This window comes from Kitasatospora sp. NPDC001119 (genome assembly GCF_053598475.1).
Genome location: NZ_JBSFKI010000025.1, coordinates 129,414 through 155,628 on the forward strand (window position 1 = coordinate 129,414; position 26,215 = coordinate 155,628).

Genomic DNA, 26,215 nt, shown 5'->3' on the forward strand with positions numbered 1-26,215 from the left:
TCGATGTTGGATGTTCTATCCCATACATCACGAGAGCGAGGGGGGCTCCTTGAGCCTGTTCGACCGCGGCGACGACAACCGGCCCAACTTCACCAACTTCCGCTACGGCCAAGAGCCGCAGCCGGCCGACCCCGTCCCGAGCACGCTCGCCGTCCCGCACCCCAACCCCCTGAGCCCGCGCGGCATGCTCATCTCCTGCGCCCAGTGCCAGGCGACCCGCGACTGGCTCCTGATCCACGTGCACCCGAACCTGGTCTTCGTACGCTGCCGGTGCGCCCACGAATGGCGCGAGACCGACCTGGAGGCGAGCGACGTCGCCGAGGCCCGCGACGAATCCTGCGAGGAGCGCACGTGGGACTCCTTCGAGGAGATGTACCAAGGCCTGGGCTTCGACGGCCTGTTCCGCGGCACGTACCTGTCCTAGGTCGCGCGGCGACCGACCCGGATCGGCGGATGCCCTTGCAGGGCGTACGTGGGCCGACAGCACGCTGCCCCTTCCCCGGCGCGGGGAAGGGGCAGCGGCACTTCGCTCTCGGGCGGGGGCAGGTGCTCAGCGGGCGCGGTAGTGGACCGTTGCGCCCGCAGCGTCGATGGCGACGATCCGCCCCTCCCGCTCCAGCCGGGCCAGGCTGAGCTGCACGGGGCCGGGCCGACGGCCCAGGTCACGGGCCACGGACTCCGGGCTGTACGGTAGCGGGGCGGCGCGCAGCAGGGCCAGGACGTCGGCGTCGGTGAGGTCGTCCAAGGACCGGGCGACTTCGAGCGTGAAGACGGTGAAGGAGCCGCAGAGGATGAGGGAACCGCTGTCGACGGCGTGGTGGGCGAGGGCGTTGTAGGCGCTGAGCGCGCCGAATCCGACGGCACTGACGATGCCGGTGGCCAGCAGGCCGCGGACGACCAGGCGTAGGCGGTGGTTGCTCTGGGCCGGCGCGGGGGACTTCACGGGCTGCCTCCTGGTGAAGGGCGGAGCGGGTGCGGTGATCAGCTGGACTTGTCGCGCTGGCGGGGAATGCGGCCGGTGGCGAAGGCGGTGACCGTGGCGCGCTGGAGGCGCTGAAGCTTCATCTGGAGAGCGATCTGCTGGAGGCAGGTCAGGAGCATCGCGAGGGCGACCAGCGGTTCATGGAGACCCGCGCAGATCGCGGCGGAGACGGCGGTGGAGACGGTTCCGGCGATGGCGAGGTACTGCGCGGACGTGAGGTCCCGGGTGATGTCGGATTCGCTGGTGTTGCTGCCGGTGGTGATGGCCAAGCCCTTCCGGTTCAGCGGGTGGTGCGGGTGTACATTGCGGTCAGCAGGTCGAGGACCAGCTCGACCGGCGCGTTACGGTCGAAGACGGCCTTCCAGCCGGGATCGCGGGTGGTGCCGGTGACCGCGATCGTCCAGGTGTCCACCGTCGGATCGTCGGGGGCGTAGCCGAGGTAGACGCGCGTGTCGGGCGACGCGGCGTGGATGCTGCCGCGCGGGTCGATGACCCAACTCCACTGGTGGAGGGCCAGGAAGTCGCTGATCAGGTAGGGGCTGCCCTCGCCGGTCAGCCACTTCCGGTGCTCGAAGGGACCGCCCTGCACGAGCCCGGGGACGGTGGGGGCGGTGACCGCGACGGTCATGAGGAACACCTTCCTGTCGAAGGCGTTCATGGTCGCTTGCCGATGGTCTGTTTGCGTACTTTGTGGCGTCTGCCGGAGGCGAACAAGAGCGCCGGGAACGACGAGCGCCCCCAGGCCGGGCCGGAGCTGCCCTGTCTATGAACCCGGCGGAGTCTCGGGGAAGGTTATGAACGGGAAAGTCGGAACCGCAGGTCGAGGCCCATTCATCTGCTGCACAGTCGTCCCATGACGACGCGCTACATCGAGGTGGCCTCCGCGGAGGGCGCTTGGACGCAACCGCTGTACCTGCCAACCGCAGTGTCGATCCAGTGGGTCCGGCACGTGCTGACCGACCTGGCTCGTACGTGGCCGGTCGCGGCCTTCCTGCCGGGGGCCGCCGACGAGCCGGTGGACGAGGTGGTGGTGTACCGGGACCCGAGCCGTACGTACGGCACGCCGGACACGTCGGTGTGCGATGCCGCCGTGCACCGGCTGGTCGCGGCCACCGGATGGACCCGGGGTACCGACCAAGGGAACGGCGACGTGCTCGTCGGGCTCGGGTTGCGCGAGGGGTACGACACGGGGGCGCCGGAGCACTCACCCGGGGAGGTGGCCGATCACCTCCTCGCCACCAGCGCCACGGGATGGCAGTGCCGTGCGGCTCGGCTCGTTTCTGCCCGCCTCACCGATCGCGACGTCCGCTGGTACGCGGAGGACGGCGTCGTCATCTATGCGGAGCACCGACTGCTGCCCGCCGTCGAGGCCGCCGCCCGCAGCTGCGCCCAGCACCGATACGTCGTGACCGATCTGGTCCAGCAGCGGACGTACGCGCTACAGCACAGCCCGGATGGTAGTTCTCCGGTTTGACCTGGCCCTGCGCCACCTCCATCAAGACCTGACAGCTCGGGATGGAGGCGCAACATGACGATGTGGGTGTGCGGTTGGGGAGCTTCGGACACTATCGGGAGAACGTCCGGCGCTCCGTGCCGGGGGAGGCTGTCGGCACCGGGGAGATGGTGCTGGCGGGTTGGGCGGAGCGGATGAGGGCGCTTCCGGCGTGTGCGGCCAGGGCACGGGAGTTGCCGCGGACCGGGGCTACCGGCTTGACGGTGGCCTGTGCGGGCAGCGCGCGCAGGTCGGCGCCGTAGCGGCGGACGGGGGCCGGGTTGACGACGGCGGCGTACAGGGAGGACACCAGGCGGGTCGGTGTTCCTGAGGACGCGGTGATCCACCAGCGTTCGTTGTCGGTACCTCCGTTGATCACCCAGCGGGCCTTGGTGCCGGCGAGTTCGTCCTTCGGGTCCAGGTCCCCTGGGAGGTGGTGGACCTCGGCGTAGCCGTCGGGCGACTGCCACGGCAGGTGGGTGAGGCGTTCGTCCTCGACGGTGTGCCAGCCCGCCGCGGCGAGGGTCTCGTCGAGGGTGGTCGGGTAGGTGTCGGTCAGGTAGTGCTTGGGGCCTTCGGCGTGGGCGGTGACGAGGTCGGTGGCGAAGTCCGCGATGATCTCGGCGGGGGTGTTGTCGTCCATGGTGACGATCCAGGCCGGTGCGCCGTGGAAGGGGTCGGGGGAGGCTGTGGCCTTCCATAGCGGGCCGGGAGTCTCAGGGAGGAAGCCGAACCGGATCCGAAGGTCCGGCGAGGCGAGGTACACGTTGGCCACTGGGTCGTCGCCCATGAGCCAGCGGGCGTTGGCGAGGCGGCCGATGGCGGTGTCGGGCATGCCTGCGCCGGGGGTGAGGTAGCGAGGTGAGACGAAGTACTCGCGCCAGGTGTCCGGGTCGTTGGGCGCGTCGGTGCCGGGGAAGGGCGAAGTCAGGGTGTTCTCCGGGGCGTTCGCGGGGGCTGGGTGGCGTCGGGTCGGGCGGCTGGGGTTTGGGTCGGCGCGGGCAGGGCGGTGGTGGTGCGGGCCGTTGCGGCCGAGCGGGGTTCGAGGGCGTGGTCGGGTTCGGGGTGGAGGCGGTGGTAGGCGTCCACCAGGACGGGGGCGTGGTCGGCCCACTCGTTCATCTCGTGCCAGATCTCGGCGGCGATCTCCTCGGTCAGTGGGTGGTCGAGTTCGTGGGCCATGGTGATCATGCGGTTGATCCGCTGCCAGCTGGAGTGGTAGGCGGTGCTGAGCGCCCGCCTGCTGTGGAGGAGCCTCGGGTCGGGCGGGTCGGCCGTGGCCACCGCGCCGACCCGCAGCAGGAAGCCGGCCGCGCACGGCAGGAGCTCCATGTAGTGCTGCCAGGCGGCCAGGTCGCGGGCGATGATGCCGGTGTCCCACCCGTCGGTGTCCACGATGTTGCCGTCGGCGTCGCAGAAGCCGTCGTTGACGGCGTCCCAGTCGGCGGCGGCCTGTTTGATGCCGCGGGTTGCGGTCTCGACGACGGCGATGTACTCGGAGGCGGTGCGGATGGTCGGGCCTTTCGGGTCATCGGGTCCGGCGGCGAGGGGGGCGCTGGGCGGGCTCCTTGGCCGGCTTCACCGTCGGCGGCTGCGGTGGTGCGGTGGTGGTGCGCGTGGCGGCGGCGATCCTGCGGGCCGGTGCGGGGGCGGCGAGCGGGATGATCGCGGCGTGGGGCCAGTGGAATGGCGGGACCTCGGCCGGGCGGCGCACCACGGGTGCGGGGTCGGCGACGGCGCGGTACATCGCGGCCACTACCGCGGGCGGGGAGCCTGGGGAGAACTCGGCGCTCCAGTGGTGGGGGCTGTCCTCGGGGCCGCCGAAGAAGCTGTAGCCGGGCTCCTGTTGGCGTGGGAAGCTGCTCTCGCCCGGGCCGGGCCGGCGCAGGACGAAGCTGGCCAGGGTGTCCGGCGGGTCGTGCACCTGGTAGTCCTCGCCGGAGAAGGTGACCGTCCATCCCGGGGCGGGGGACCAGCGTTCGAAGTCGACTTCGGCGTCGCCGCTCGACGGGCTGTGGAGTGCCTGGGGGCCGTCGCGGAGCGCGGCGGCGAGGACGGCGACGGCGGGCAGGACGAACTCGACGGGGGTGTGGCGGCTGATCGTCGCGTACCAGAGGAGGCTGCTGTCCGGAGCCTCCTCGCTCAGGACCAGCGCCGGGCCGTCGCTGGACCAGCGGGCCTCGTGGATCTTCACCCGGCCGCACGGGCTGAGGGCCCGCACGCCGTGGCCGTGGGTGGTGACGAACCAGCCGTGGTCGCGGCGCAGGAGGTGCAGCACCTCCTTGTAGTCGGCCGGGCCGCCGGCGAGGTAGGGCGGCGCGATGCAGACCAGCCGGGAGCGGGGGTCGGAGGTCACCGCAGGGCTCTCCGGTTCCCCGGGGCGATGCCGGTGCTCGGGACGCCAGGCTCCGGAGCGTGGCCGACGGGCGCGTGGTCCTGAGCGGGGCGTGCGGCCACCGCGCGGGCGGACAGGACCTGGCCGGGCCCGCCGGCTGCTTCCTCCAGGCTGCGGGTGGCGGAGCGGATGCGGGCAACTGACGACCTCGGGGTGGCCGGTGGCTCGGCGAGGCATGTGGCGGTCTGCCGCAGCAGGCGCTGCTGTTCGGCCGGGGGAAAGGCGGACAGGCTCCGAAGGTGCAGCGGGGTGTCGGGGTCGAGGAGGGAGGCGCTGCCGAGTCCCGCGCTGGCGAGCAGAGCCTGCACGGTGACGGCGTGGACCAGCGGTGCCCTGGCGTAGCCGGCGACGTACTCGCTGGCCCCGGCGAGGACCTCTGCCAGACCGGCCGTGTCGTCCACGCTGAACTCGGTGACGGCGAGCACGTCGAGGACGCAGGCGCGCAGCACGGCCGGATCGCGGTCGGCGGGCGACAAGGGTCCACCCCAGGGCTGCAGTTCGGTGGGCAAGGAGAAGTCCGGCAGGGCGCTGCGGAGCGCCCGGTCGTAGCGGGGGAGAAGCCGGCCGGCCACCGCCGCCGCGGCGCGGGCCGGATCGGGGGAGACGGTGATGCCGTGCGGGGAGAGGTGCTCGACGTCGTCCGTCGTGCGGCCGAACACCGCTGGCAGGAGCGGGGCGACGATGTACTGCCCGGTATGGGGGACGGGGCGGGGCAGCACCAGCAGTTCGCGGCCCGCCGGGCCGCGCAGGACCCCGGCGTCGGTGTACCTGAACTCGCCCAGCGCCCAGTCGGCGGTGGCGAGGTCCCAGAGCCGGTCGTGCAGTGCGGTGCGGGCGGCGGTGGTCGGCAGATCCATGACGTCGGCGACCCACTCACCGGGCAGGCGAGGCGCGAGCGTCTGGGCGAAGGCGGCCAACATCGGCTCACGGGTGGCCCGTTGCGCTCTGGCTGCTGCGCTGGAGGCGGTGTCGTTCACCGGAGGCTCCTGGAGGGGCCGGTGGCGCCCGGGGCTGGGCCGATCGTGGCGGCGGCCGGGCGCAGCCGCACGGGGCGGGTGAACCGCAGGCCGGCCGCCGAGCGCCGGTCCTCGGGGAGCCCGGCGGCCGTCGGTGTCGTCAGCTGGTGCAGGGATGCGCGGGGCAGCGCGCCGACACGGCGGGCGACCGGTCGGCCGGCCAGGTAGAGGGGTTGGACGTGGATGTGCGAGGTCGCGGTCAAGGGCACTCTGGGTGAGGTGGTCGGGGCGGAATCAGCGGGTACGGGGACGCCCGGGGCCGGGCGGTGGCTGAACTGACGTCGGGTTGAGATAGGACCGGCCGGCGGCCGGGACGGTGCTCTGGCGGGCGGCGGCGGCGCGGGCGCTCGGCGAGGTGACGGGCGGAAGCGGGGCGCTGGTGTCCCGGGTCCACGCGTACGCGGCGTCGAGGTCGGCGAAGCCGCCCTCGCGCAGGGTGTACGTGTCGTCGCCGACCTGCCGCCGGTTGTGCCAGACCCTCACCGGAGCCTCAACGGGGGAGGGGGCGGTGTCCTGTGCGATGACCCAGATCTCGTACGGCTCGCCCTCGTCCGTGTAGCTGCTGCGTACGGTGAAGCGGTCACCGGAGGAACGCAGGAACTCCTCGGTCTGCCGGGTGAGCGGGTCGGCCGGGCGGATGGGCATCGCGGTCTGGGCGAGTTGCTCGGGGTCTGCGCCCCGGGAGATGAGCCAGCGCTCGGCCAGCGGCACCAGCGCCTCGGTCGTCATGGCAGCCCGGATGGTGCCGGCGGTGTCGTCACGCTGCAGGTGGACGGCGACGATGTCGGGCTCACCGGGGACGCCGTAGATGGCGGACCTGTCGAAGGCGATCACATAGCTGGTGCGCAGCCGGGTGGACGGGTCGGCCCGGTGCTGCGCGGTGAGGACCATGAACGCACTCTGGCGGCTGACAAGGAGCGAAAGGACTTCCTCGCTCTCCTCGTCGGCGGGCTCCAGATCGTACGTGAAGCCGAGGGCGGAACTTGCGGTGAGGGCGATGGAGTCTCCTGGGTCAGTGGTGCCGAACTGCGGATCGGCCTGCGGGCGCGGCGTAGGCGGCGGCCGGGCCGGGGCCGGTGGGGCTGGTGCGGGTGCTGCGCGCCGTGGCGGCGGCGCGGCGGGCCGCAGTCGGTGTCGCGGAGGCGGTCGCCCGTGCCGCCTGGGTGGCCAGCCATGTGCGGGCGTCGGCACTGTCGCCCGTGTGGTGCAGGTGGATGGTGTAGGTGCCGGCGCGCTGATCGCGGGTGATGACGGCGGCGATGTAACGGCCGTCGACCGCGCCCAGGACGGCGCTGGTGCGCAAGCCCTGGGTGTGCTCCATCGTGAAGTCGGCACCGCTGTGGTGCAGGACGCGGGCGCCGACGGCGTCGTCCGCGGTGGCAGGGTCCAGACCGGCCAGGCCGAAGTCGGTGCCGGTGGTCTCGGTCATCGGCGCGGCACCCGGCGGGTGACGGGCTCCCTCGCCACGGCGGTGGTGTCCGTGCCCGGTTCGGCGGCGGCCGTCCGGGCGCTGCGCGCGGTCGAGGCTGCTGCCCGTCCTGGTGCGTGGTAGCGGTCGTGCCACGCGTCGAGGGCGTCGTACATGATCCGCAGGTGACGCAGCGCGGTGTTCGCCGAGGTGTCGTAGAGCGACTGCCCGGAGCTCAGGGCCGTGTCCGCGGGCAGCTGGGCCGCGAGTTCGCCGGCGCCGCCGTCGAGGAGGTGGGCGACCAGGTCCCGGTGAGGTGCGGGCCGCTCGGGCAGGGCCCGCACCGCGCCGGGGCTCGCCTCGGCGGCGGCCAGGTACAGAAGCTCTTCGATCGGTTCGGCGATGTGCGGGCCAAGCCGGACCAGGCCGAGCGCTTGGGCGGTGAGGTACGCGCTCATCCAGACGGGCGACAGCTCGCGGGCGGCCTGCGTCGTGGACTGGCGAGCGATGTCGTAACAGCCGGTTGGGTCGAGCAGGCGAGCGTCCTGCAGACGCTGGAGGTGGCCTCTGATCTGCGAGGGTTCCATGCCGTGGCTGGCGGGAGGACCGTGGCGGAACTGGTCGTCCAGTTCGTAGTGGCGGGCCCCGAGCAGGGTGCGGACGGTGCCGGGGGCCGCGAGCATCTGGAGGAACCGGTGGGCGGGTGGGGTGGTGGTCAGCTGGTGTTCTCCATCGGGGTCAGCGTGTCCGGGCGCTCGCGGACCGGGGCGGCGGCGCCGGTTCGGGCGCGAATGCGGGTGCCTGGACGCCGGATCGGACCGGGTCGGCGGCGTGCTGCGGCGCGGTGGAAGTGGCGCTGGTCCGGGCACGTGAGGCCAGGACGCGCTCGGGAGCCGTTGTTCTGGTGGGTGTGGGTTCGGTGGCCTGCCGGTAGAAGTGGATGGCCATGCCGAGGTGTTCGACGGCGAGGTGGTAGCGGGCGGCGAGCGTTTCGATGTCGCGGCCGAGGGAGGACAGCAGGCCCCATCGCTCGGCCTCCTGGTGGTCACCGCTGCGGGTCCGTTCCAGGCGCCGGATCGCGAAGTCGGCGTGGCGGCGCAGTTCCTGGTCGGCGTCGTCGACCCGTTCCGCCTGCCGCGCCAGCAGCAGGGCGAGGCTTCGCAGCTCGCCCGCCTCGGTGTGCCGGTCGGCCAGGCCGTAGGTGTCCAGGCCCAGACGCTCCAGGACGAGCAGGCGCCCGGCGAACGCCGGGGCACCGTCGACCAGCTTGGCGGGTGCCGGGCCCGTGGCTGGCCCGATGGTGGTCATCGTGCCGCCTTCGCCGTGCGGGGCGGTTGGGTGCTGGCCGCCTGTGCCGGGCCCTGGCCTGGCGAAGTAGCGGTGGTGGGTGCCGCCTCGGTGCCGGGGCTCCCGGAGAGGGAGGCGTGCACCCGGGCACCTGCGGGCGTCAGCCGAAGCTCTCGTCCCACATACAGGGACCGGCTCATGTCGTGCCCGACCAGCTTGCGGTCGATCAGCCAGTTGACCGACACGGTGCTGACGCGCATACCCGGGCTGATGATCTGCTCGCCGTGCCGCATGCCGCTCGACCGTACGGTGACCTCGCCGCGGGCGACGGCGTCGAGGGCCAGGCGCTGGGAGGGACTCAGCTTCACCGGCCGGGGCGGCTCGGCCGCGCGCTGCCGCTCCGGCGCCCGCTCCGGCGTGGCGGGCTCGGCCGGCGTCTGGGCGGCCAGCAGCTTGTGCAGCCCGATGAGGCGATCCAGGCGCTGGTGGATTTCGGCGCGGCGGGCGCACAGGAGGTCGAGCGTGTGGGCGCTGGTGCCGAGCACGCCGGTGGTCAGCGGCATGTCGGTGTCGAGGCCGTCGATGACGCGCTGTACGTCGCCGCGGATGCTGCGGGCGCTGGCGACCATGTTCTGCTGGACGTGGTCGAGGCGGCGCGCGACCCGGAGGACCTCGGAGGCCGAGCTGCCAAGCAGGCTTCCCTCGTCGTCACGCCCACCGGGTATGTCCCTGGGGTGACCGATGTCGAACTCCCGGAGCACCATCGCGGTGCCGATCATCGTCGGGTCGGCGGACACGGGCGTGGGTGTGTCGGAGAGCCGGTTCACAGCGTGGCCGACGCGCGGGCGGCGACGGCGGCGAGGCCGACCTCGACGGCCTCGGCCAGGGTGTCCACCAGCGGGGCGCCGTCGGTGGCCAGGCGCTGGGGGCAGTGCAGGCCGCCGGTGTGCAGCACCGGGATCGCGCCGACCGCGCGGGCGGCGACCGCGTCGTCGGCGCTGTCGCCGATCACGATGACGGTGGCCGGATCGATGCCGGGGCCGAGGGCGGCGAGGTGGGCGGCGAGCGCCGGTGCCTTGGTGGAGACGGAGGGGCCGATGCGCCCGTCGATGCGGTCCATCAGCCCGGCGATGCCGACCTGCTGTACCTCGTGGAGCAGCCGCTCGTGCGGGGCGAGGGAGAGCAGGGACTGGCGGATGCCGCGGGCGCGCAGGCCCAGCATCACCTGCCTCACGCCCGAGCGCAGCTGGACCGGGCGCTGGTCGAGCACGGCGAGGAAGGCGGCGTCGTTGCTGGTCCATTCCTCGTCGCTGATCGAGCGGCCGAGGAGGTGGTCGTAGAACGAGCGGATCGGCACCCGGTGCTGGGAGCGGTAGGTGTCGACGTCGATCGGACGGCCGCCGAGGGCGGGCAGCGTGGCGTTGAGCGCGGCGACGTGGTCGCCGAGGTCGTCGCGGACGGTGCCGTTCCAGTCCCAGACGATGCGGATGCGAGCGGCGGCGGTGGTGCTGGTGGTCAAGTGCTGGTCTCCTGAGAGGTGGTGGGGTGGGGGTTGAGCAGGTCGGTGCGGGGGAGGAGGACGGCCGCGGCCAGGACGGCGGCGAATGCCGTCAGGGTGGCGACGGGGGCGGTGCCGTGTTCGGCGAGGCGGCCGGCGACGGCGGTGCCGAGGGCCTGGCCGACGCCGACGACCGCGACCAGCCAGGCCGCGGCCTCGGTGGCGGTGCCCCTGGGCGCCAGCCGGTCGCAGAGAGCGAAGGCGGTGGCGAGCAGCGGGGAGAGGTAGAGGCCGGGTGCGACGGCGAAGGCGAGGGCGGCGAGCGGAGCGGTGGCGAACAGCATCGGCGTGAACGACAGCGCGTACCCGCCGGCCGCGGCGAGCAGTTGGCGCTGGGGGGAGAGCGGCCAGGGGGAGCGGGTGTAGGCGATCCCGCCCAGCAGGCTGCCGACGGACAGCGCTGCGGGCAGCAGCCCGGTCAGCCACCCGGTCCCGGTGCGGTCGGCGAGCGCGATGGCCAGGACGTTGAAGGCGCCGAGGTTGGCGCCGAGGCAGAGCATCGCGGCGAGCAGGACCAGCAGGCCGCGCGAGCGCAGAGGTCCGCTCCAGTGGACCTCGCGCCGCTCGGCCGGCGGCCAGCCGGCGGGCGGTCGGGTGGCGACCACGACGGCGCCGATGCCGCCGATGACCCCGCACGCCCACAACGCGGCGGCCGGGGAGAGGAGTTCGCACAGGGCCGTGGCGGCCAGGGGCCCGGCGACGAACACGATCTCCTGACTGACGCTGTCCAGCGTGAAGGCCACCCGCTGCTCGGCCGGATCGGGTACGAGCCGCGGCCACAGCGCGCGAAGTCCGGCCTCCAGCGGCGGTGTTGCAGCACCGGCGAGGACGGCGAGGACTGCGGCGACGAGCGGCCGGGCGGCCGGGTCGGTCGCGGCGAGCAGGCTGAACGCCACGAACGCCACGCTCGCCCCGAGGGCCGAGACGATTCCCAGGCGCGAGCGGTCGACGAGCCGGCCGAGCAGGGGCTGTCCGATGGCGCCGGCCAGTGCGTAGAGGGCGGCGAGTACGCCCCCGAGCACGACCGGACCGTCGGCTGCCCGTACGGCGAGCAGCAGCGCGAGGGGGGCCATCGCGGTGGGCAGGCGGCCGACGAGGGTTCCGGCGAGCAGTGCGCGCACGTGCGGGCGGGCGAGGACGTCGCGCGTGGCGGGGCGGGGCCGGGAGGTGGAAGCGGGGTGCATGCGGGCGGCGGGGTCTCCTGGTGGTGCGGGTGGCGGGATCAGCCGGGTGGTGCGGCGCGCAGCGCGGCGGCGGCGGCCCCGAGGTGGGCGCTCGCGCTGGTGAGCAGCGCGCCGGCGCGCAGGCGTCCGGCCTGGGCGAGCCCGGCGGCGTCGGTGATGGTGCGGTCGGGGGAGGTCAGCTGGTCGAGGACGGTGGCCATCGAGCCGCCGGCGGACAGCAGGGCCTGCTGTGCCTGCTCGATCCGCGCGAGCGCGCGGAGGTGGGCGCCGGTGGGTGGGTCGGCGGCGTCCACGACGGCGGCGGCCGAGGCGCTGACAGTGGCGAGGTGGACCAGGGCGCTCAGCAGGTTGCGGCTGAGCAGCCGCACCGGGTCCAGGGCGTGGTGGGGCAGGTTGAGGGCGCGGGCGAGCGCCTGGACCTGCTCCGACTCCTCCTGGAGGTCGGCGGTCAGCAGCGCGGTCGCCTCATGGCGGGTGGTGGTCAACGGCTCCTCCGAAGGGCTGCGGTAGCGCTCTGGGCGGGGGTGACGACGGTCGCGGCGGGACCTGCGGCCCGGGCGGACGGCGAGGTCTGGCGGGCGGCGTCGGAGCGGTACGGGTCCGGCCCGATCTCCAGGTAGCGGTGCAGTGCGTTCGGCAGATCGGCGCTGCGGCGGCGGGCCGGGGACTCGGCTGCGAGGCAGCCGATGACGCTCTCGACGAGCGCCTCCGGGCAGTCGCCCACCAGTTCGGCTTCCCAGCCCTCGCCGTCCAATCCGACGGTGACCAGCCAGGCCTCCTGGTCGGGAGGGCACAGGACCTCCGCGAGATGGTCGGGCGAGGTGACCCGCGTGACCCCGCGGCCGAGGGCGTCCGCGTCCTCCCACCCGGCATCGGACAGGCAGGAGAGCGCATCGTCGAGATCGGACCGGTCCGGTGCCCCTTCCTCGCTGACCATGGCGGCCTCGACCAGCGCCTCGGCGGCTGAGGCCAGGACCTCGTCGGGGGTCTGCGAGCTGAACGTGGCGTGCCAGCCGGGTCCTTGAGCGGTGAGCGCCTCGCGCTGGTACCGCTTGTCGGCGGGGTCGTGCAGCACCACTTCGACGCCGCCGCGGGAGAACACGTGGCCCTGGTCCCGCGCGGCGTCGGCCCAGGACGCCTCCTGGAGGACCCTGCGGGCGCGGGCGACGGAGGTGAGCGAGCCGAGAGCGAGATAGGCGGGCCGGACGCCGACGATCCGGCTGCTCCGGGAGGGGTCGGGAAGGACGGGCCTGACCCGCGGCTTCGGCTTCGGGCCAGAGGCGGCTGTACGGCGCGCCCGAGGGGCGGACGGGGTGGTGGTGGAATCCATGGGGGTCCTCAGCGCCGCTTGGCGGCGGTGGAGTTGGAGATGAGAGGGGCGGGCTGCGGCGGAGCCTCGTGGCTGAAGACGAGCGAGGCGGTCGCCGAGCGGACCGAGGCGGCCTTGGCGCGCGTGGTGGCCAGTTGCGACGGCGACGGCGCCTGCGTCACGGCCGGGGCTGCGGCCCTGGGCGAGGGCTTCGCGGGGGCCGGACGGGCGGGCGCGGCGGGAGCGGTGGTGCGCGCTCCGGCGCGGCGGACGGTCGTCTCGGAGCGGGGAGGCGCCGGGAGGTGGCGCTGGGCCCAGCGGCCGATGGCCTCCAGCGGATCGGCGAGGGCCTTGCCGGCCGTGGTCAGCCCGTACATGTAGTAGCGCGGCTCACCGGTGCGCTCGACGATCCCGTCCGCCTCCAGCTGCTGCAGCCGCTGGTAGAGGTTGCCGGGGTTCATGCCGGCGGGCAGGGCGGCGTCGAGGATCTCGCTCGGGTACGCGCGCTCCCCGTAGGCGTCCAGCGCCATGATGGTGGCGACCGTGTTGGCGCGGTTGAGTGTGGCCAGGGCCTGTTCGGTGTAGGCGCCCGGGCCGGTCCCGAACTCCGGGACGCCCTGGTGGGCGGAGGCCCAGCGGGTGACGGGGATCTGGAGGTAGGAGACGGCCTCGCGCCCCGCCCGGGTGGCGGAGACGACGGTCGTGCCGGCCTCCTGCCGACGGGTGACCAGCCCGTTCTCCTCCATCGCGTCCAGGCGCCGCTCCAGCTGGGCTTCGGTCATCCCGTGGGACTTCTCCGCCAGGTCGGACATCGGCCGGGTGCCGTCGGCGAGCTTGAGCAGGCGCAGGAGCGAGATGGTGTCCTGCGGACCGAGGACGGCCACGGCGGCCTGGATGCGCTGGGCCTGGGCGAGGGGGGAGGAGGGCATGGTGGTGGTCCTTCGCGTGGAGGAAGACGGGCGGCGGCGGGCGGGTCAGGCCGCGGAGGCGTCGGTGAGCAGCTGCAGGCGGCGGGCGGCCGTGTTGTAGACCTGGTGGCCGCTGCGGCGTCCAGCGGCGAGCAGGTAGATCTCGCCGCACCCGGAGGCGGCCCGGGGCGGGCGCTCCTGGTAGACCAGGCGCCAGAAGCGGTCGTGGTCGAGGTAGATCCGGCGGCAGCCGGTCAGGTCCCACAGGCCCCGCCGGCCGAGGACAGGCCCGCGCTGCTGGCAGCGGACCAGGCGGCGCAGGTGGTCGACGGCGGCGTCCCGCAGGTCCCGGGGGAGCTGGTCGAGGTCGGTGAGCGCCGCCGGGTGGGCATCGAAGTCGAGCAGGGCGGCGGTCACGGGCGGTCCTCGGCTAGACGGAGATGCGGGGCACCCCGGGTTGGGGCAAGGAGTCCGGATCGGTGTGCGGCGGGTGCGGCAGTAGCCGGTGGTGCGGGTGGTCGGGGTTGGTGGTGCACGCGCCGAACGGCCCGTCCGCGGCGCGGAGTTTGAGCAGCAGCGGCTCCAGGTGGTCCCTTTGCCAGACGCTGGGCCCGGTGGCGCCGGAGCGGGAGTCGGTCAGCTCCTGCCAGGCCAGCCAGCAGTGGTGGATCCGGGCCAGCGCCTCGTCGTGCTCGGGCCACCGGGCGCACCAGGGCCTGCCGCTGGTGATCTCCTGCCCGTAGACGCCGAGCAGGATGTGGTCGACCCACGGCACCATCGTGGCCACCTCGGCGGCCAGCGCGTCGTCGTCGAAGGCGAGGACGGTCAGCGACACCGCGTCGGACTCCTCCGGGGCGCCGTCCGCCTCCGCTGCCAGGGCGTCTTCGACCAGCAGCTCGGAGGCGGGATCGGCTTCGTCCTGCTCCTCGGCGAGGCGCTCGGCCACGATGGCGATCGAGTCGCGTTCCGCCTGGAGGCGGGCCAGGGTGGCACGCCACTCCGCCACGGTCTCCGGTGAGACCGCCGGACGGCCGGGCGGATCGGCGGACGTAGGGGTGGACAAGGGCGGCTCCTGGGGAATCGTTCGTGCGTCGGTGGAAACGACTCTGCCCGCCGGCCAATCCCTTGCTCAGGAGCTATGCCATGGGGTATGGGCGCCTGGAATTCACCGGGGAAGCGCCGGGTGATTTCCACAGAGAGGAACATCAGAGGTCAGCAACTCGGTTGCCAGTGCGGCCTGTTGGGGGACGACACCGTTTCCCAGAGCGGTCAGCTGAGCGGACCGGGAAAGTGACGTGATCTGCGTCACGTGGCCTTTTTTTAGGCCCATTGCCCATTCGACGAATTCCGGGGAAAGGCGGCCTCGGGAATCCACGGGATCGGGTGCCGGGCGGGTTATTCGCTCCCAGCGGGTGATGGCGGCGGCGTACTCGCCCCAGCGGGCCGCGGCGGCGGCCACATCGGCAGCTCCGGCTGCGGCGGGGGCGGGCCGAGGCCCTTGCGGCCGGTCCTGGAAGGGCCCCCGGAGATGCTCGCCTTCGAGGTCCGGTGGAGCCTCGCCGCCGCGCTCGGCAGGGTCAGATCGCCCCGGCTCCCGCGCTGGTTGGGGCCTCCCTTGGTGCCGTCGCTCGCCCGCGGGGTCGGCAGCAGGTGCTCCACCAGATCGCTCAGGTTGGGGCCGTGGCCGCCGGCCCGTCGGAGGTCCGGGTGCTGGGAGCCGCCGATCGAGCCCAGGTTCGAGGTCGGGGTGAGCAGCAGCGTGACCACGTGGCCGAGGTCCTCCCGCCCGGCGTCCGGGCCCCGGGAGTCCCTCGCCCGCGGGGTCGGCAGGCCAGGCGGCGATGAAGACCCGCTCACGCCGATGGGGTGCTCCGACGTCGGATGCGCGTAGCACCTGCCAGCGCGCGTCGTACCCTGCGTCGGCCAGGTCTGCGAGTACGGCACCGAGTGCCCGCAGATGATGTTCATCTCCGGTGTCTCCCAGACACCACGGGCACGGTTCCACGTCGCCATCGGTATGCGAGCGAGCGGGGGTCGAGAGCAGGCCTCGGACGTTCTCAAGGATCACCAGGCAGGGACGAAGGGTTCGGATGGCGCGGGCGATGGTGTGCCACAGCCCGGAGCGGGTGCCCTCGGCGAGCCCGGCCCGGCCCCCGGCGACGGAGACGTCGGTGCACGGGAACCCGGCGACGAGGACACAGACCGGCTCGACCTCGGTGAAGTCGACCTCGGTGATGTCGCCCAGGTTCGGGACAGTGGGCCAGTGGTGGGCGAGGATGGCGGCGGCGCCGGGCGCCGGGTCGGCGTGCCAGGCCACGGTGCCGCCGAGCACCGAGCGGACGCCGCGGTCGAGGCCGCCGTAGCCCGTGCACAGCGAGCCGATGCGAAGACCGGTCATCGCGACGCCTTGATCCGGGCGCCCGTCGGCAGGGCCCTCGTGTGCGGTGCGGCGGTGACCGGAGCGCCTGTGGGAGTCGCCCGCCGGGCGAAGGCGGAACGCACCCGCGCGGCGCCGGCCCGCAGGCCGCTTCTGGCGGAGGCTCGCTCGGCGGCCAGTTGCAGGCCGGTGGCGGCGCGGTCCAGGACCAGCTCGGAGCGCCGCAGCGCCAGGTGGTGTCCGCTGGGATCGGCGGTCCGGGTGGAGCCGGTGGCGTGGTCGTGCCAGATGTTGCGGTTGGCGGCGGCGAGGTGCTGGTCCACCTCGGCGAGCCCCAGGGCGGCGTCCCGCAGGGCCAGGCCGGCGCGATGGGGCGCCGTGCCGGAAGGGCGGGACGCGGTGAGGTCCGCCGCGAGCCCGACCACGGACAGGCGGATCCGGCGCAGCGCCTCGATGTGCGCGGGCACCAGGTGCAGGGCGTCCGGCCGACGCAGGGCGTCGAGGCCGGTCCGGGCGACGCGTATGCGGTCGGCGGCACCGGACAGGGAGACAGGCAGGTGGGTTTCGGGGGAGGGCAGGGACGGACTCCAGGAGTGGGGGATCAGAGCCGCTTGGTCGTGGAGGGGCCGGCCACGGGCTGGTGGCCGGGGCGTGCGGCGTCGGGACCGGTGCGGAACGTGCGGGCGAGGGCGGAGCGCAGGCGGGCGGCTGCTCCGCGGGCGGGGCGGTCGGCCTCGGCGACGGGGCGGGTGGACTTGGCGGCCGATCGGGGCGCCGGGCCGTTGTCGCGCAGGTGGCGGGCGGCCAGGGTGAGAGTCTGGGCGGCGTCCTGGTACAGCCACTGGGCGTGCTGGCAGGCGAGGGGCGTCGGTGTGAGCTGGTGGGTGTCGGCGAGTTCGAGGACTTCGCTGATCCGCTGCAGCGCCACTGCCGACATCGAGACCGCCCGGGTGGTGGCCCGCCGTTCGCGACGGGCGGCGGCGGCCTTCTCGGGCGCGGCGAACGCGTCGAGGGGCGCCAGGGCGGCGTCGGCCAGTCGGCCGTGGAGCAGGCGCAGGTGGACCAGCTGTACGCCGACGGTGTCCGGGGCGGGCAGCGGGCCGTGCGCGGGTACGCCGGGCCAGGAGGCGGCGACCTCGTCGAGCATCGCCGCGAGTTCCCACGCGGTGGGGTGCGCAGTGGACAGAGCAGGGCTCCTGAGGGTCAGTGGCCCCGGCGCAGCGGGATGACCGGTGCTGTGGGGCCGGCGGGTGCGGGGTGGACGCTGCTCGCGGGCTGGGCGCTGACGATCCGGGACCGGGCGGCGGCGGCCGAGGCCTGCGCTGTGCGGCGCCGGTGCAGTTCGTCGGTGGGCAGTGGGACCACCGGTGCCGGGGCCGAGTTGGTGAGCAGGTCGGCGACGGTGCTCAGTTCGTGGGTGGCGGTGGCGGCCAGGGCGTCGGCGTCGGCGAGCGCCTGCTGGACTCCGTGGGCGCCGCCCGGGTCGAGGAGCCGGGTCGCGGCACCGGCCACGGCGGCCAGGGCCTCACCGGTGCGCGAAGCGGCGGCGGCGAACGCGGCGAGGGCAAGGCGGTCGGCCTTGGGGTCGGCGACCCGGAAGAGGTACTCGTCCGACGCCTCGGCGGCGATTGCCACCAGGTGGGTCATCGGCCACGCGGCCTGGGAGGGGTGGTCGGTGATGCCGGGAAGCGTGCGGCGTACGGCCTCCAGCCGGTCGGCCAGCGACCGCATCACGGCCGTGGGGTCGGTGTCGTTCAGGGCACTCCGATCGTCAGGGGGACACGGCGGGGGTCACCGGCGGGGGGCTGCCGGGGCCGGTGATGCGGCGGGCGAGGGGGGACGGGAGACCACCCGGGAGGCCCCGGCCCGCCGCTCTGCCGTGTCGGCCGTCTCCTTGACCACCGAGGCCTGGCCCCTGGCCTTCCCACGGGCGGCGCCTGCCCGGGCCGTGGGCCCGGTGGGGTCCGCCACAGCCTGCTGTTGCTGCTCCAGTTCGCGTGCACGGACCTTGCCGAGCCCGGTGCGGAAGCGGCGGATCGTGGCGATCACCTGAGTGAGATCCGCGTCGGCCGAGGCGAACTGGGCCGAGACGCGCAAGTCCAGACCGGCGGCTTGGAAGCGCGAACGGTACTGGCCGCGGGGGCGGCTCTGGTCGGCCAGGTCGCAGGCGTCGTCCAGCAGTTCGGTGAGCTTGTGCAGGACGGGGCTGGTGCGGGTGGCGGCGAACGCGGGCCCCCAGTCCTCGCCGTAGTTCGCCGGCGCCGGCCCAAGGCGGTGTGAGAGCTCGGCGCGCAGCCGGGACGCGAAGACGACGTAGTCCGCCAGGGCGCCGATGTCCCGGGCCAGGAGGTCCGGCTGTTCGGCCCGCGGCCGTCTCGCGGTCTGGCGAAGGCCGCGACGGATGACGGCGAGGCGGTCGGCGAGGTCGGCCAGACGCTGGACGTCCTCCTCGCGGATATCGGTCATCGGCGGCGGCCCGCGGCTGTGGCCGGCTGGCCGGCGGCGGCAGGCGCCGTGGCGGAGACGGTAGGGGTGCGCCGGGGGCGGGCGGTCGCAGGCGTGGCAGCGGCCGGCAGCTGCCCGCTCAGCGTCACCAGTTCGCTCCCCGCGGCGCCAGCGGTGCTCCACCCCTCGTTGACGGCGCACAGCATCTGGTTCTTGAGGCGCCGCTCCCGCTCACGACCCTCGGTGTCGTCTCCTCGGGCCGGAGGTGTGTCGTCGACGAGGATGGCCAGGGCCTGGGCGAGGTGGAGGTGGACGGTGGCGGCCCGCGCCCGCCCGGTGCGGAAGGCCGACGCCGCCACCGCCAGGCGCACCGGGTCCTCGGCCTCTGGGGCCCCGAGGAGGTCGTGCATCCGGGCCGAGCAGCGCCGCATCACGGTCCTGGCGTTCTCGCACTCCTCGGAGATGGCCTTGACCATGTGGGAACGGCCGGCCACGCGGGTCGCCTGGTCGAGGTTCTCCGCGATGAGCGTGAAGACGGAGGCCAACTGCGCCAACTCGGCTTCACAATCGATGGTTTGGTACTTCGGTCGGGGAATGGGTGGCTCCTGGGTCAGGCTAGCGGTGGTGGGCCGCGGCCGGGGTGGTGGGCGCGGCCGAGCCGGCCGACGGGGTGGTGGACGACGTGGGGGCAGGCGCCCCGGCGGTGCGGGCGAGGGCGGCCCGGCTGCGCACCGGGGGCAGAGCGGCAGAGTCACGGCCCGAGCGGGCCTGCTGGCGCAGGGTGTCGCCGGCGCCGTTGAGCGCGAGCCGGGTATGGGACAGCGCGAGGTTCAGCTCGCGTCCGGCGCGCTCGCGGACGGCTTCGGCGTGCGGGCTGCTCAGGCCCGCGACCTCGTGGAGGCGAGCGGACATCGCGACGGCACGGCTGATGCTGGACATCGCCCGTCCGACCTCGGCGCCGGCGTCGGCCAGTGCGCGGGCCGTGGCCCGCCGGGTGCTGTCGGCACGCGGCGACGACGCCAGTACGGCGGCGGTGGCGACCAGGTGGGTGTGCCGGTCGCCGATGTCGCCGACGTGCTGGGCCAACTCGCGCACACCCGGCGGGCCTTCCTCCCGGTAGGCGCCGGGCAGAGCGGCGGCGACGACATCGATGGCGTCCGCTGCGGCCCGCAGGCGTGTGGCGTCGGGGCTCGGAGGCCGGGGAGAGCTCGTGGAGGGCAGGGCTGGACTCCTTCGGAGGGGCTAACGGGACCGGGTTGGGGTGGGCCGGGTGGGAGGTTCGGCCAGCCGGGCCGGGCGCGGGAGGGCACCGGCGGTGGAGCGGCTGATGATGCCGCGAGCGGTGGCGGCCGCCGCGCGGTCGGAAGCGGTCGGGCCGGCACCGGCGCGGCGTACGGTGAGCAGCTGCTGGGTTTCGGCGTCGGGCTGGGCTGCCTCGACGACCAGGTCGCCCGGGCGAAGGTCCGCGGCGCTGACCCGGATTACCTCGGCGCCGCGGCCGTGCCAGTCGGGCAGCCAGCCCGTGGACTGGAGGGCGTCCTCCAGGGTCATGGCGTGGTGGTCCGTCAGGTTGCGTAGGGCCTGTTCGGGAATCTGGCTGAGCCGGGCCCAGTCCGGCAGGCCCAACCGGCGGCCGAACGCCGCCCACGGGGCGCCGCTGCCGAGGCCGTTGCGGTGGACGGGCTCCTCGGTGATCGCCTGGCGGGCGGACCAGCCGGCGTCGATGCGCCTGTGGATCGTGGTCGCGGTCGCGTTGGCACGTGGGTCGACCGCCCACATGTGGACCGGCTTGGTCTCGCCGAACGCGGTCAGCGGCTGGTCGTCCCTGGCGGATCCGGGGCCGAGGGCGAGGGCGTCCTCGATGCTCAAGTCCTGCATGGTGACCCGGCGGTAGAGCGTGTGGTAGGTGGTACCGATCTGCTCCGCCCAGCCGCGCAGGGTCATCGTCCGGCCGTTGTACGTGTACTCGGGAAGCGTCTGGTCGTGCTTGTCGGTGCCGATGGCGCGCTCCGGATCCCAGCCGAGGGCCAGCCGGGTGCGCAGCGCCTCCTTCTTGACCATGCAGCGGGGGTCGGCGGCCCAGGCGCGCAGGCTCTTGGTCTCGCCGAAGGCCTCGATCTGGCCGCGGGCGAGTTCCCAGTTGTAGCGACCGCGGCGGGTGTCGGGCGGGATCACGGGCCGTGTGGGCTGTTCGGGGTCGGTCAGCGGGTGCTCCTGACAGGGGATCCGGGCGGTGCCGCCGCTTCGGCCGGCGAAGCGGGCGCGGTGCCGCGAGGGACGATGGCGGGTATTCGGGTGCGTGCGGCCTCGCGCCGTTCGGCGCTGCCGGGCGGCGGCTCGGCTCGGGCCGGGAGGCCGTTGGCGGTGCGCCAGCGATCCTGGACGGCCTCGCCGAGGCCGAGGGTGTGCAGCGCGCAGCCGAGCAGACGGGCAGCCGACAGGGAGGCGTCCCGGGTGAGGAGTCGTACGACGCCCGCCGACGCGGCGCTCTGGCGCAGGACCGAGGCACGCAGGACCCGCTCGCCCCAGTACTGCGGGTCGCCGGTGAATCCGCCGCGGGTGGCCGCGCGCACGCCGTCGGCCGTGATGACACCGGAGGCGATGGCACCCTGGTGCTGCGCTTCCCAGAGCACAGTCAGGGGGTCGATCGGCTCACCTCGGCGGGCGAGGGCGGCCAGGGCCTGGAAGACGGCGCCGTGGCCGCGGTCGAGGAAGTCGCCCGGGCGCAGCCACCGGGTGATCTCGTCCAGTGCCGCGGGGGCGGCGGTGGCGGAGGAGAGCAGCGCGGTCTCGTCGGTCGCGGTCGTCTCGCGGACGGCGTCGGTCAGTTCGAGCGGCCACGGGCCAGGCAGCGGCCGGGGCCGCTCGTCCAGGGCGCCCCAGAGGTCGGCCAGCTCGTGGAGGGCCTGGCGCAGCTCGCCGGTCAGCTCCAGTACGGCGTCCAGGGCGTCGGTCCGCGCGGCGAGCTGGAGCCGGTGCGCGCGTTCGTGGACCTGGCGGCGAATCGAGGACTCCAGCACCATCCTGGCGTAGACGCGGGCGTGCCGCGGGAGCGGGCAAATGGCGATCAGGCTCGCGCCGTAGCCCGGGCCCAGCCCCCGGCTGGCCGTTCCCGCCGCGGCCATCGCCCCCAGCGCGAAGTCCCGGAGCTGGCCGTCGTCGGCGCCGCTTTCCGCGCCGGGGTGGCCCGCAGTCCGTTGAGCGAGCAGGACCTCGTACAGGGCGGCGTGAGCGGGACGAAGGAAGTGGGCCGGCTTCAACCATCGGACGGAGTCGAGTTCCGTGGGCGACAGGAGGAGTGCGCCGAGCAGGGCCTGTTCAGCCTCCATGTCGGGGGCGAGTCCGACGGTGGTCACCGTCACCGTCACCGTGTCCGTCGCGCGGAGGAGGCGGCGTTCTGGAGCGGTGCGGCCCGGTCGCGCACGGGAGCGGGAAGGCCGAGCGGGGCGAGCCCGGTGACCGGGTCGGTGGCGGACAGCGGCGGGGTGGTGCCCGCGCGTGCGTCGATCCGCTCGAGCCAGTTCCGGGCCTGGGCCAGCGTGCGGAAGCCGCCTTCCGTGATGGTGTACGTCGCGCGCTTCACGTGGACGGTCTCCAGCTGGATGAGGAACCGGCGGCCGACGGCGCGCGGGTGGCGGTCCTGCAGCAGGACGAAGGTCGCCTCCCTCTCGCCGTTGAAGAAGGACGGGTAGGCGTTGTTGGATTTCAGGAGGCGGTAGCGGTCGCCGCAGCGCCGAACGCGGTCCTCGATCAGCCGGGTGGTTCTGCCACCGGGGCGGGCGAGGCCGTAGTGTGTGCCGGAGTACAGGCCCTCCGTCCGGTACTCGGGAGGTTCGTCGTACGGATTCTCCGGTACGGGCCGGTAGAGGGCGACGGCACGCGGGTCGGCACCCCGTCCGACCAGCCAGTGTCCCGCCCATCCGAAGGTCGGCGTGGAACGGGCACGCACATGGCAGCGGCGAGTGTCCGGGGCGAAGGTGGCGTGGAGGCCGAAGGCGCGGTGCGTCCCGGGCGGTCCGCTGGTCGTGTCCCAGTTGAAGCCGACCACGAAGCGTTCATTGCCCACCTGGTGGGAACTGACGGCTTCGGACAGCTCGGGGGCCAGGGTCACGAACTCGACGGCGGCCTCTGACCCCGGGTCGTCGGGGGTCCAGCCGCGCAGGGCCTGGACGATGTCTTTCACGAGCCTCCTGCTCGGATCGGGGGTGTCGGGGTGCTCCTGGCGGTTCGGCCGCCGTCAGCGGGAAGGTTTCGCCGGGCGCGCGGGCGGTGCAGCCTCTGTGGGTGCCGCGAAGGCGTCGAGTCCCGGTAGTGCCGGTGTTGCGGAGACGATTGCGGCGCCCCGTCGGGCGTGGCTGGCTGCCACGGACCTGGCGGCGGCGGCCTGGCTGCGCGGGCCGTAGAGGTTCGCGAGGTAGCGGTGCACCGGGTCGTGCGACGGGCGGTGGACGAGCGGACCCAGGACCCGGGCCGCCTCGACGGGGGACACGACGTCGCCCGCCTGCTGGAACTTGGCCGAGGGTGAGCCGGCCCACGGGTGGTCCGCCGGCATCCCGACCAGCAGCGCGACTTCCGCCAACCCGAGCCGTCGCTGCGGATCGTGCGCCCAGTACGCGCTGCGGGAGCGGCCGGTGACGGCCGGAGCAGGCCGGTCCGCCGACCACTCGTTGCCGCCCGGGGTGGAACGGTTGCCCCGGGTGTTGACCCGCACACCCGCCGGCCAGCCCAGGGCCTCGGCCGCGGTGCGGGCCGGAACCGGATCGACGGGGTCCACAGCGTTGAACATCACGTAGCGGTGGCGGGCGGCGACGAGGTAGGTGCGGCGGCGGTGGGAGGCGAGGCCGACGTCCGCCGCGTCCAGCGTCCAGTGGGCGGAGTCGCACCAGTCGGCCATCTCCAACACCTCGCCGATCGCGTCCGGCACGATCGCCGGCAGCGCGCTGGACTGCTCCATCGCGAGCCATCGCAGGTTGTCGTAGCAGGCGGACAGGCTCAGCGCCCAGAGCGCGGACTCGGCCACCAGCCCGATGCCCGGGTCGGTCATCCTGGAGATGGGCTCGCGGGCGTCGTTGCGGGTGATCAGCGGGCCCGTCCACCCGCAGTTGCCGTCCCAGACCGGATCGGTGCAGATCAGGCAGCTGTCCGTCTCGTCGCACTCGCCGTCGTCGTGCCAGTGCCCGAACGTCGATTCCAGCGCCAGGGGCAGCATGTCGAGCAGCAGCTCCAGGTTCTCGTAGGCATGGCCCTGCCGGAGCCCCGCAGGGCTCCAGGTGATGCAGGGCGCGCTGACGATCAGGCCCTCGACGTACCGAAGAGCCGGGTGGGTGGAGTCGAGGTGGCGGACATCGGCGACGACGCGCCGGAAGCCGGCGGCCCTCGCGGTGGCCGCCGCGTTCTCGTCCAGCTCGACGCCGACGACGTCGAAGGGCGTGCCGCCGTCAGCGAGGATCTGAAGACCGACCTCCCAACCACCCGGCCCCGCGAAGAGGTTGACGATCCTCGGCGGGTCGCCGCGTCGCGGCGGGTACAGCCAGGAGACCGGCCAGGGGTGTGCGAGCGCGACCAGCTCCCGCTGGGACCAGGGGCCCGTCTGCCGCAGCTGGGGGAACCACGCCGGATCCCCGGCGGTGGAGAGGTTGGGCCACCGGCGGGGCGGCAGGGACGTGTACTCCTGGCGCGTCACCGCGTCCGGCCCGGTACGGACGGCGGCGGTGTGGGGGACGGGCGAAGCCCCTCACCGTCCGCGCCCCGCCCTGCGTCGGCCGGCGAGGAAGCCGTGGGCGGAGCGGCCGGGGAGGCGCTCACGGCGGCGGCCCTGCGCGCCGCGTCGGTTGAGGCGGCGCGCGGACGGCGAAGAGCGGCGGTGATCTGCGAGTCGATCTCGTCCAGCGTTTCGACGTGGCGGCGGAACACACCGGCCAGATGCGGCCCCGAGACGAAGGGGATGGCAAGCTCCACCAGGGAGGACCGAAGGCCGTGCAGGAGCTGCAGGTCGTCCTTGATGGAGGTGGTCCGCGCGCCCTGGACGGCTTCCCATTCGCCGGTGAGGTCTTCGAGGTCGCCGTAGATCCCGCCGGCCACCTCGTTGAGGACATCGGGATCGAGGTGGGGGAAGGCGCTGCCCGCCAGGGCCTGCGGGTAGCGCGCCCGGACGTCGACGAGATGCTCCGCGAGCCACCACAGGCCGTCGACCTGGTGCATTGCGGTGAACTGGGGGGCCTCGGCCGGGGCGAAGAGCCGGACGTAGGTGTTGACCGCCTCGCGGACCGCGTCGGGCAGGATTCCCTTGGCACGCAGCAGGTCCTGCTGGTTCTCGCGGGTGAGGGTGTGGACGTCGGAGCGCCCGTCCCGGGCGTCCCGGTTGAACACGGAGTGCTCGGCGAAGTTGAACCGGTTACCGGGTAGCTCCCCGAACGCGGGGGAGAAGACGCGGACGTTGATGCCCGTCCAGGTGTCGTGGGCGCTCCCCGGTGCGAGCGTGGCGATGATGACGGCGTCGGTGCGGCGGGCGATCTGCTGGAGGCCGGTGGTGGTGCCGTCCGGCAGCGGACGGATGAGACGCAGGGCCTTCGCCTGGTCGACGGCGGTGTACGAGGATGTCAGAAATGGCCTCCGGGTAGGGCGGGTGTGGTGGTGTCACCGACCGCGTCGAGGTCAGCGGCCGTGCCGCCGCGGGGGTGGGCCGGGCGTGGACCCGCCTCGGCTCGGGAGGAGGGGGTCCAGAGCGGCCGGTGGGACGAGCAGGTGCCTGGAATGGGTGAGCGCCGGATGGCGTCGGCCGAGTGGCGGTGGGAGCATCTCGGTTACCACTTCGGTGAGATCGGCGCCGATCGCCTCCAGCCGCTTCCTGGCCTCGGCGAACTTCCTGGCCCGGTCGTTGTCGTGCCGCTCCCACAGCCGGTCCTCGGCGAACTCGAGGAAGCGGTGCAGCTGGGCGAACGCGCCGTCGTTGTGGTCGACGACGTGCGCGACGACGCCGGCGAACTCGACCGGTCCCTCCGTCGATGCCACCAGGTCGGCCCAGTGCGTGATGCCCGATCCGGGCGGTGTGGTCGACGGCCGGTGGCTGCGGGCCAGCGCCGAGGCGAGACCCGCGCCGAGCAGATCGTCCTCGCCCCGGGGGCGTGGCTGTGCTGTTCGATGCCGGGCTGTCGGAAGACGATGGCTGGCTCCAGAGGGGAGGGTTGATCAGGACACGGGGTCGCCGGAGCGGCAGGAGTACGGCGAGCACCCGTCGGCGGGGCCGAACTCGGCGTCGTCGGCGGCGAGCTGTTCCTCCAGGGCGAGTTGCTCGCGGCGGGTGAGCCGGTCGATGGGCGCTCGGTCCAGCGGTATCCGGGACCGGTGCAGGTAGGCCTGGCCGAGCAGCGGGCGGCCGTCGGCGTTGGCGCGGGCGTTGCCGGCACGGATGTCGCGGTCGAAGGCGACCACGTCCTCCCACTCCGCCGGGTCGCCGTCGCGGATCGCCCTCCACTGCGCGTTGCCGTGGAAGGGGCACCCCAGGCAGGACGACTTGGGGGTGCCTTCCAGGCCGTGCTCGGCGAGCAGGCCCAGGCAGTCGCCGCGGCTCAGGCCCAGCTCGATCAGGGGGAAGCGGTTGCGCGTGTATTTGACGTCGGCGTCCTTCGCGCGATGGAACTCGTCGGTCGAGATCCCGATCCACTGTTCGGTGAAGACGTCGGACGGTATTCGCGCCGGATAGGGGTATCCGAGGATTTCCCGGACCTGCCGCTTGATGGGCTTGATCTTGTATTCGCCGGTGCTTCTCTGCACTTCACTCGAATGGGTGGCTATTCGGAGTGCCATGGTTGGGTGACGGCCTCTCTTGTGCTCTGCGAGGGCGGTGGGGCGGCT

At 73.8% G+C, this 26,215-nt stretch carries 36 protein-coding genes and 1 pseudogene; 2 read left to right on the top strand and 35 right to left on the bottom strand.

Translation table 11 applies throughout. The features are described from left to right. Positions 1–49 precede the first annotated feature (49 nt). Positions 50–424 carry a hypothetical protein gene (locus tag ACWDD9_RS28600; protein ID WP_449813136.1) on the top strand — a complete coding sequence of 125 codons (375 nt, stop codon included), beginning with the start codon at positions 50–52 and terminating at the stop codon, positions 422–424. Between the two features lie 126 nt (positions 425–550). Here the strand turns inward: ACWDD9_RS28600 and ACWDD9_RS28605 are convergent, their stop codons facing one another. Genes ACWDD9_RS28605 through ACWDD9_RS28615 form a run of 3 tightly spaced genes read right to left on the bottom strand, consistent with a single transcriptional unit; the run spans position 551 to position 1,640 of the window. Next, a complete protein-coding gene (locus ACWDD9_RS28605) occupies positions 551–943 on the bottom strand; it encodes a hypothetical protein (protein ID WP_449813137.1) in 393 nt (130 codons plus the stop codon). Positions 944–981: 38 nt separating this feature from the next. Beyond that, positions 982–1,251: a hypothetical protein gene (locus ACWDD9_RS28610; RefSeq protein WP_449813138.1), complete on the bottom strand. Its 270-nt coding sequence runs from the start codon at positions 1,249–1,251 to the stop codon at positions 982–984. Between the two features lie 11 nt (positions 1,252–1,262). Then, positions 1,263–1,640: a DUF317 domain-containing protein gene (locus tag ACWDD9_RS28615; protein ID WP_449813139.1), complete on the bottom strand. Its 378-nt coding sequence runs from the start codon at positions 1,638–1,640 to the stop codon at positions 1,263–1,265. Between the two features lie 195 nt (positions 1,641–1,835). Here ACWDD9_RS28615 and ACWDD9_RS28620 point away from each other — a divergent pair, with 195 nt between their 5' ends. Beyond that, complete coding sequence (locus ACWDD9_RS28620; RefSeq protein ID WP_449813140.1) at positions 1,836–2,456, top strand: hypothetical protein; 621 nt, start codon at positions 1,836–1,838, stop codon at positions 2,454–2,456. A 91-nt stretch (positions 2,457–2,547) separates the two neighbouring features. On the opposite strand, the gene ACWDD9_RS28625 is transcribed toward ACWDD9_RS28620, so the two are convergent. The 32 genes and pseudogenes from ACWDD9_RS28625 to ACWDD9_RS28780 form a co-directional block, all read right to left on the bottom strand. Then, on the bottom strand, positions 2,548–3,309 hold the full coding sequence (locus ACWDD9_RS28625; protein ID WP_449813141.1) for a DUF317 domain-containing protein: 762 nt from the start codon (positions 3,307–3,309) through the stop codon (positions 2,548–2,550). A gap of 92 nt (positions 3,310–3,401) precedes the next feature. Next, on the bottom strand, positions 3,402–3,869 hold the full coding sequence (locus ACWDD9_RS28630) for a hypothetical protein (RefSeq protein WP_449813142.1): 468 nt from the start codon (positions 3,867–3,869) through the stop codon (positions 3,402–3,404). Positions 3,870–4,002: 133 nt separating this feature from the next. After that, entirely contained in the window at positions 4,003–4,830 is an 828-nt protein-coding gene (locus tag ACWDD9_RS28635) for a hypothetical protein (protein WP_449813143.1), read from the bottom strand. Then, positions 4,827–5,846: a hypothetical protein gene (locus ACWDD9_RS28640; RefSeq protein ID WP_449813144.1), complete on the bottom strand. Its 1,020-nt coding sequence runs from the start codon at positions 5,844–5,846 to the stop codon at positions 4,827–4,829. The genes ACWDD9_RS28635 and ACWDD9_RS28640 overlap by 4 nt, the downstream gene beginning before the upstream one ends. Beyond that, on the bottom strand, positions 5,843–6,088 hold the full coding sequence (locus tag ACWDD9_RS28645) for a hypothetical protein (protein ID WP_449813145.1): 246 nt from the start codon (positions 6,086–6,088) through the stop codon (positions 5,843–5,845). Before ACWDD9_RS28645 ends, ACWDD9_RS28640 begins: the two co-directional genes overlap by 4 nt. Positions 6,089–6,119: 31 nt before the next feature. Continuing rightward, positions 6,120–6,776 carry a glycosyl hydrolase gene (locus tag ACWDD9_RS28650; protein WP_449813146.1) on the bottom strand — a complete coding sequence of 219 codons (657 nt, stop codon included), beginning with the start codon at positions 6,774–6,776 and terminating at the stop codon, positions 6,120–6,122. A 121-nt stretch (positions 6,777–6,897) separates the two neighbouring features. Further along, positions 6,898–7,314, bottom strand: coding sequence for a hypothetical protein (locus tag ACWDD9_RS28655; RefSeq protein ID WP_449813147.1), 417 nt, complete (start codon positions 7,312–7,314; stop codon positions 6,898–6,900). Continuing rightward, positions 7,311–7,976, bottom strand: coding sequence for a hypothetical protein (locus ACWDD9_RS28660; RefSeq protein WP_449813148.1), 666 nt, complete (start codon positions 7,974–7,976; stop codon positions 7,311–7,313). The genes ACWDD9_RS28655 and ACWDD9_RS28660 overlap by 4 nt, the downstream gene beginning before the upstream one ends. Positions 7,977–8,031: 55 nt before the next feature. Beyond that, a complete protein-coding gene (locus tag ACWDD9_RS28665; protein WP_449813149.1) occupies positions 8,032–8,601 on the bottom strand; it encodes a hypothetical protein in 570 nt (189 codons plus the stop codon). Beyond that, positions 8,598–9,377 carry a hypothetical protein gene (locus ACWDD9_RS28670; RefSeq protein ID WP_449813150.1) on the bottom strand — a complete coding sequence of 260 codons (780 nt, stop codon included), beginning with the start codon at positions 9,375–9,377 and terminating at the stop codon, positions 8,598–8,600. Before ACWDD9_RS28670 ends, ACWDD9_RS28665 begins: the two co-directional genes overlap by 4 nt. Before the next feature lie 26 nt (positions 9,378–9,403). Then, positions 9,404–10,099 (bottom strand): HAD family hydrolase, encoded by a 696-nt coding sequence (locus ACWDD9_RS28675; RefSeq protein WP_449813151.1) that lies wholly within the window; start codon positions 10,097–10,099, stop codon positions 9,404–9,406. Beyond that, positions 10,096–11,322, bottom strand: a complete 1,227-nt coding sequence (locus ACWDD9_RS28680) for an MFS transporter (RefSeq protein ID WP_449813152.1) — start codon at positions 11,320–11,322, stop codon at positions 10,096–10,098. The genes ACWDD9_RS28675 and ACWDD9_RS28680 overlap by 4 nt, the downstream gene beginning before the upstream one ends. A gap of 38 nt (positions 11,323–11,360) precedes the next feature. Then, positions 11,361–11,807, bottom strand: coding sequence for a hypothetical protein (locus ACWDD9_RS28685; RefSeq protein ID WP_449813153.1), 447 nt, complete (start codon positions 11,805–11,807; stop codon positions 11,361–11,363). After that, complete coding sequence (locus tag ACWDD9_RS28690; protein ID WP_449813154.1) at positions 11,804–12,652, bottom strand: DUF317 domain-containing protein; 849 nt, start codon at positions 12,650–12,652, stop codon at positions 11,804–11,806. The genes ACWDD9_RS28685 and ACWDD9_RS28690 overlap by 4 nt, the downstream gene beginning before the upstream one ends. 8 nt (positions 12,653–12,660) lie before the next feature. Further along, on the bottom strand, positions 12,661–13,560 hold the full coding sequence (locus ACWDD9_RS28695) for a winged helix-turn-helix transcriptional regulator (RefSeq protein ID WP_449813155.1): 900 nt from the start codon (positions 13,558–13,560) through the stop codon (positions 12,661–12,663). Between the two features lie 45 nt (positions 13,561–13,605). Further along, on the bottom strand, positions 13,606–13,956 hold the full coding sequence (locus ACWDD9_RS28700) for a hypothetical protein (RefSeq protein WP_449813156.1): 351 nt from the start codon (positions 13,954–13,956) through the stop codon (positions 13,606–13,608). A gap of 13 nt (positions 13,957–13,969) precedes the next feature. Next, positions 13,970–14,602, bottom strand: coding sequence for a DUF4913 domain-containing protein (locus ACWDD9_RS28705; RefSeq protein WP_449813157.1), 633 nt, complete (start codon positions 14,600–14,602; stop codon positions 13,970–13,972). Positions 14,603–14,934: 332 nt separating this feature from the next. Beyond that, positions 14,935–15,306, bottom strand: a complete 372-nt coding sequence (locus ACWDD9_RS28710) for a hypothetical protein (protein ID WP_449813172.1) — start codon at positions 15,304–15,306, stop codon at positions 14,935–14,937. Positions 15,307–15,433: 127 nt separating this feature from the next. Then, positions 15,434–15,937, bottom strand: a pseudogene (locus ACWDD9_RS28715) (DNA cytosine methyltransferase); the annotation flags it as partial. After that, complete coding sequence (locus ACWDD9_RS28720) at positions 15,934–16,383, bottom strand: hypothetical protein (RefSeq protein ID WP_449813158.1); 450 nt, start codon at positions 16,381–16,383, stop codon at positions 15,934–15,936. The pseudogene ACWDD9_RS28715 and the gene ACWDD9_RS28720, both read right to left, overlap by 4 nt. Before the next feature lie 134 nt (positions 16,384–16,517). After that, complete coding sequence (locus ACWDD9_RS28725) at positions 16,518–17,063, bottom strand: hypothetical protein (RefSeq protein WP_449813159.1); 546 nt, start codon at positions 17,061–17,063, stop codon at positions 16,518–16,520. 56 nt (positions 17,064–17,119) lie between these two features. Beyond that, the gene (locus ACWDD9_RS28730) at positions 17,120–17,650 is read right to left on the bottom strand and encodes a hypothetical protein (RefSeq protein ID WP_449813160.1); all 531 of its coding nucleotides are present in this window, start codon (positions 17,648–17,650) and stop codon (positions 17,120–17,122) included. A 57-nt stretch (positions 17,651–17,707) separates the two neighbouring features. After that, positions 17,708–18,382, bottom strand: a complete 675-nt coding sequence (locus ACWDD9_RS28735) for a hypothetical protein (protein WP_449813161.1) — start codon at positions 18,380–18,382, stop codon at positions 17,708–17,710. Then, positions 18,379–18,915 (bottom strand): hypothetical protein, encoded by a 537-nt coding sequence (locus ACWDD9_RS28740; RefSeq protein WP_449813162.1) that lies wholly within the window; start codon positions 18,913–18,915, stop codon positions 18,379–18,381. Before ACWDD9_RS28740 ends, ACWDD9_RS28735 begins: the two co-directional genes overlap by 4 nt. Before the next feature lie 61 nt (positions 18,916–18,976). After that, a complete protein-coding gene (locus ACWDD9_RS28745) occupies positions 18,977–19,456 on the bottom strand; it encodes a hypothetical protein (RefSeq protein ID WP_449813163.1) in 480 nt (159 codons plus the stop codon). 147 nt (positions 19,457–19,603) lie between these two features. After that, on the bottom strand, positions 19,604–20,536 hold the full coding sequence (locus tag ACWDD9_RS28750) for a hypothetical protein (RefSeq protein WP_449813164.1): 933 nt from the start codon (positions 20,534–20,536) through the stop codon (positions 19,604–19,606). A gap of 26 nt (positions 20,537–20,562) precedes the next feature. Continuing rightward, the gene (locus tag ACWDD9_RS28755) at positions 20,563–21,717 is read right to left on the bottom strand and encodes a DnaB-like helicase N-terminal domain-containing protein (protein WP_449813165.1); all 1,155 of its coding nucleotides are present in this window, start codon (positions 21,715–21,717) and stop codon (positions 20,563–20,565) included. A gap of 8 nt (positions 21,718–21,725) precedes the next feature. Continuing rightward, positions 21,726–22,544 carry a hypothetical protein gene (locus tag ACWDD9_RS28760; RefSeq protein ID WP_449813166.1) on the bottom strand — a complete coding sequence of 273 codons (819 nt, stop codon included), beginning with the start codon at positions 22,542–22,544 and terminating at the stop codon, positions 21,726–21,728. A gap of 54 nt (positions 22,545–22,598) precedes the next feature. Further along, on the bottom strand, positions 22,599–24,044 hold the full coding sequence (locus ACWDD9_RS28765) for a DNA cytosine methyltransferase (RefSeq protein ID WP_449813167.1): 1,446 nt from the start codon (positions 24,042–24,044) through the stop codon (positions 22,599–22,601). Further along, the gene (locus ACWDD9_RS28770) at positions 24,041–24,730 is read right to left on the bottom strand and encodes a hypothetical protein (RefSeq protein WP_449813168.1); all 690 of its coding nucleotides are present in this window, start codon (positions 24,728–24,730) and stop codon (positions 24,041–24,043) included. The genes ACWDD9_RS28765 and ACWDD9_RS28770 overlap by 4 nt, the downstream gene beginning before the upstream one ends. 285 nt (positions 24,731–25,015) lie before the next feature. Then, a complete protein-coding gene (locus ACWDD9_RS28775; protein ID WP_449813169.1) occupies positions 25,016–25,372 on the bottom strand; it encodes a hypothetical protein in 357 nt (118 codons plus the stop codon). 177 nt (positions 25,373–25,549) lie between these two features. Further along, positions 25,550–26,134, bottom strand: a complete 585-nt coding sequence (locus ACWDD9_RS28780) for a hypothetical protein (protein WP_449813170.1) — start codon at positions 26,132–26,134, stop codon at positions 25,550–25,552. Positions 26,135–26,215 lie beyond the last annotated feature (81 nt).

Excerpts from the sequence above, each read along its gene's own strand:
- ACWDD9_RS28615 (WP_449813139.1), bottom strand. The coding sequence starts at position 1,640 with ATGAACGCCTTCGACAGGAAGGTGTTCCTCATGACCGTCGCGGTCACC.
- ACWDD9_RS28620 (WP_449813140.1), top strand. The coding sequence starts at position 1,836 with ATGACGACGCGCTACATCGAGGTGGCCTCCGCGGAGGGCGCTTGGACG.
- ACWDD9_RS28625 (WP_449813141.1), bottom strand. The coding sequence starts at position 3,309 with ATGCCCGACACCGCCATCGGCCGCCTCGCCAACGCCCGCTGGCTCATG.
- ACWDD9_RS28650 (WP_449813146.1), bottom strand. The coding sequence starts at position 6,776 with ATGGTCCTCACCGCGCAGCACCGGGCCGACCCGTCCACCCGGCTGCGC.
- ACWDD9_RS28655 (WP_449813147.1), bottom strand. The coding sequence starts at position 7,314 with ATGACCGAGACCACCGGCACCGACTTCGGCCTGGCCGGTCTGGACCCT.
- ACWDD9_RS28660 (WP_449813148.1), bottom strand. The coding sequence starts at position 7,976 with ATGCTCGCGGCCCCCGGCACCGTCCGCACCCTGCTCGGGGCCCGCCAC.
- ACWDD9_RS28665 (WP_449813149.1), bottom strand. The coding sequence starts at position 8,601 with ATGACCACCATCGGGCCAGCCACGGGCCCGGCACCCGCCAAGCTGGTC.
- ACWDD9_RS28680 (WP_449813152.1), bottom strand. The coding sequence starts at position 11,322 with ATGCACCCCGCTTCCACCTCCCGGCCCCGCCCCGCCACGCGCGACGTC.
- ACWDD9_RS28690 (WP_449813154.1), bottom strand. The coding sequence starts at position 12,652 with ATGGATTCCACCACCACCCCGTCCGCCCCTCGGGCGCGCCGTACAGCC.
- ACWDD9_RS28695 (WP_449813155.1), bottom strand. The coding sequence starts at position 13,560 with ATGCCCTCCTCCCCCCTCGCCCAGGCCCAGCGCATCCAGGCCGCCGTG.
- ACWDD9_RS28725 (WP_449813159.1), bottom strand. The coding sequence starts at position 17,063 with ATGCTCGACGAGGTCGCCGCCTCCTGGCCCGGCGTACCCGCGCACGGC.
- ACWDD9_RS28735 (WP_449813161.1), bottom strand. The coding sequence starts at position 18,382 with ATGACCGATATCCGCGAGGAGGACGTCCAGCGTCTGGCCGACCTCGCC.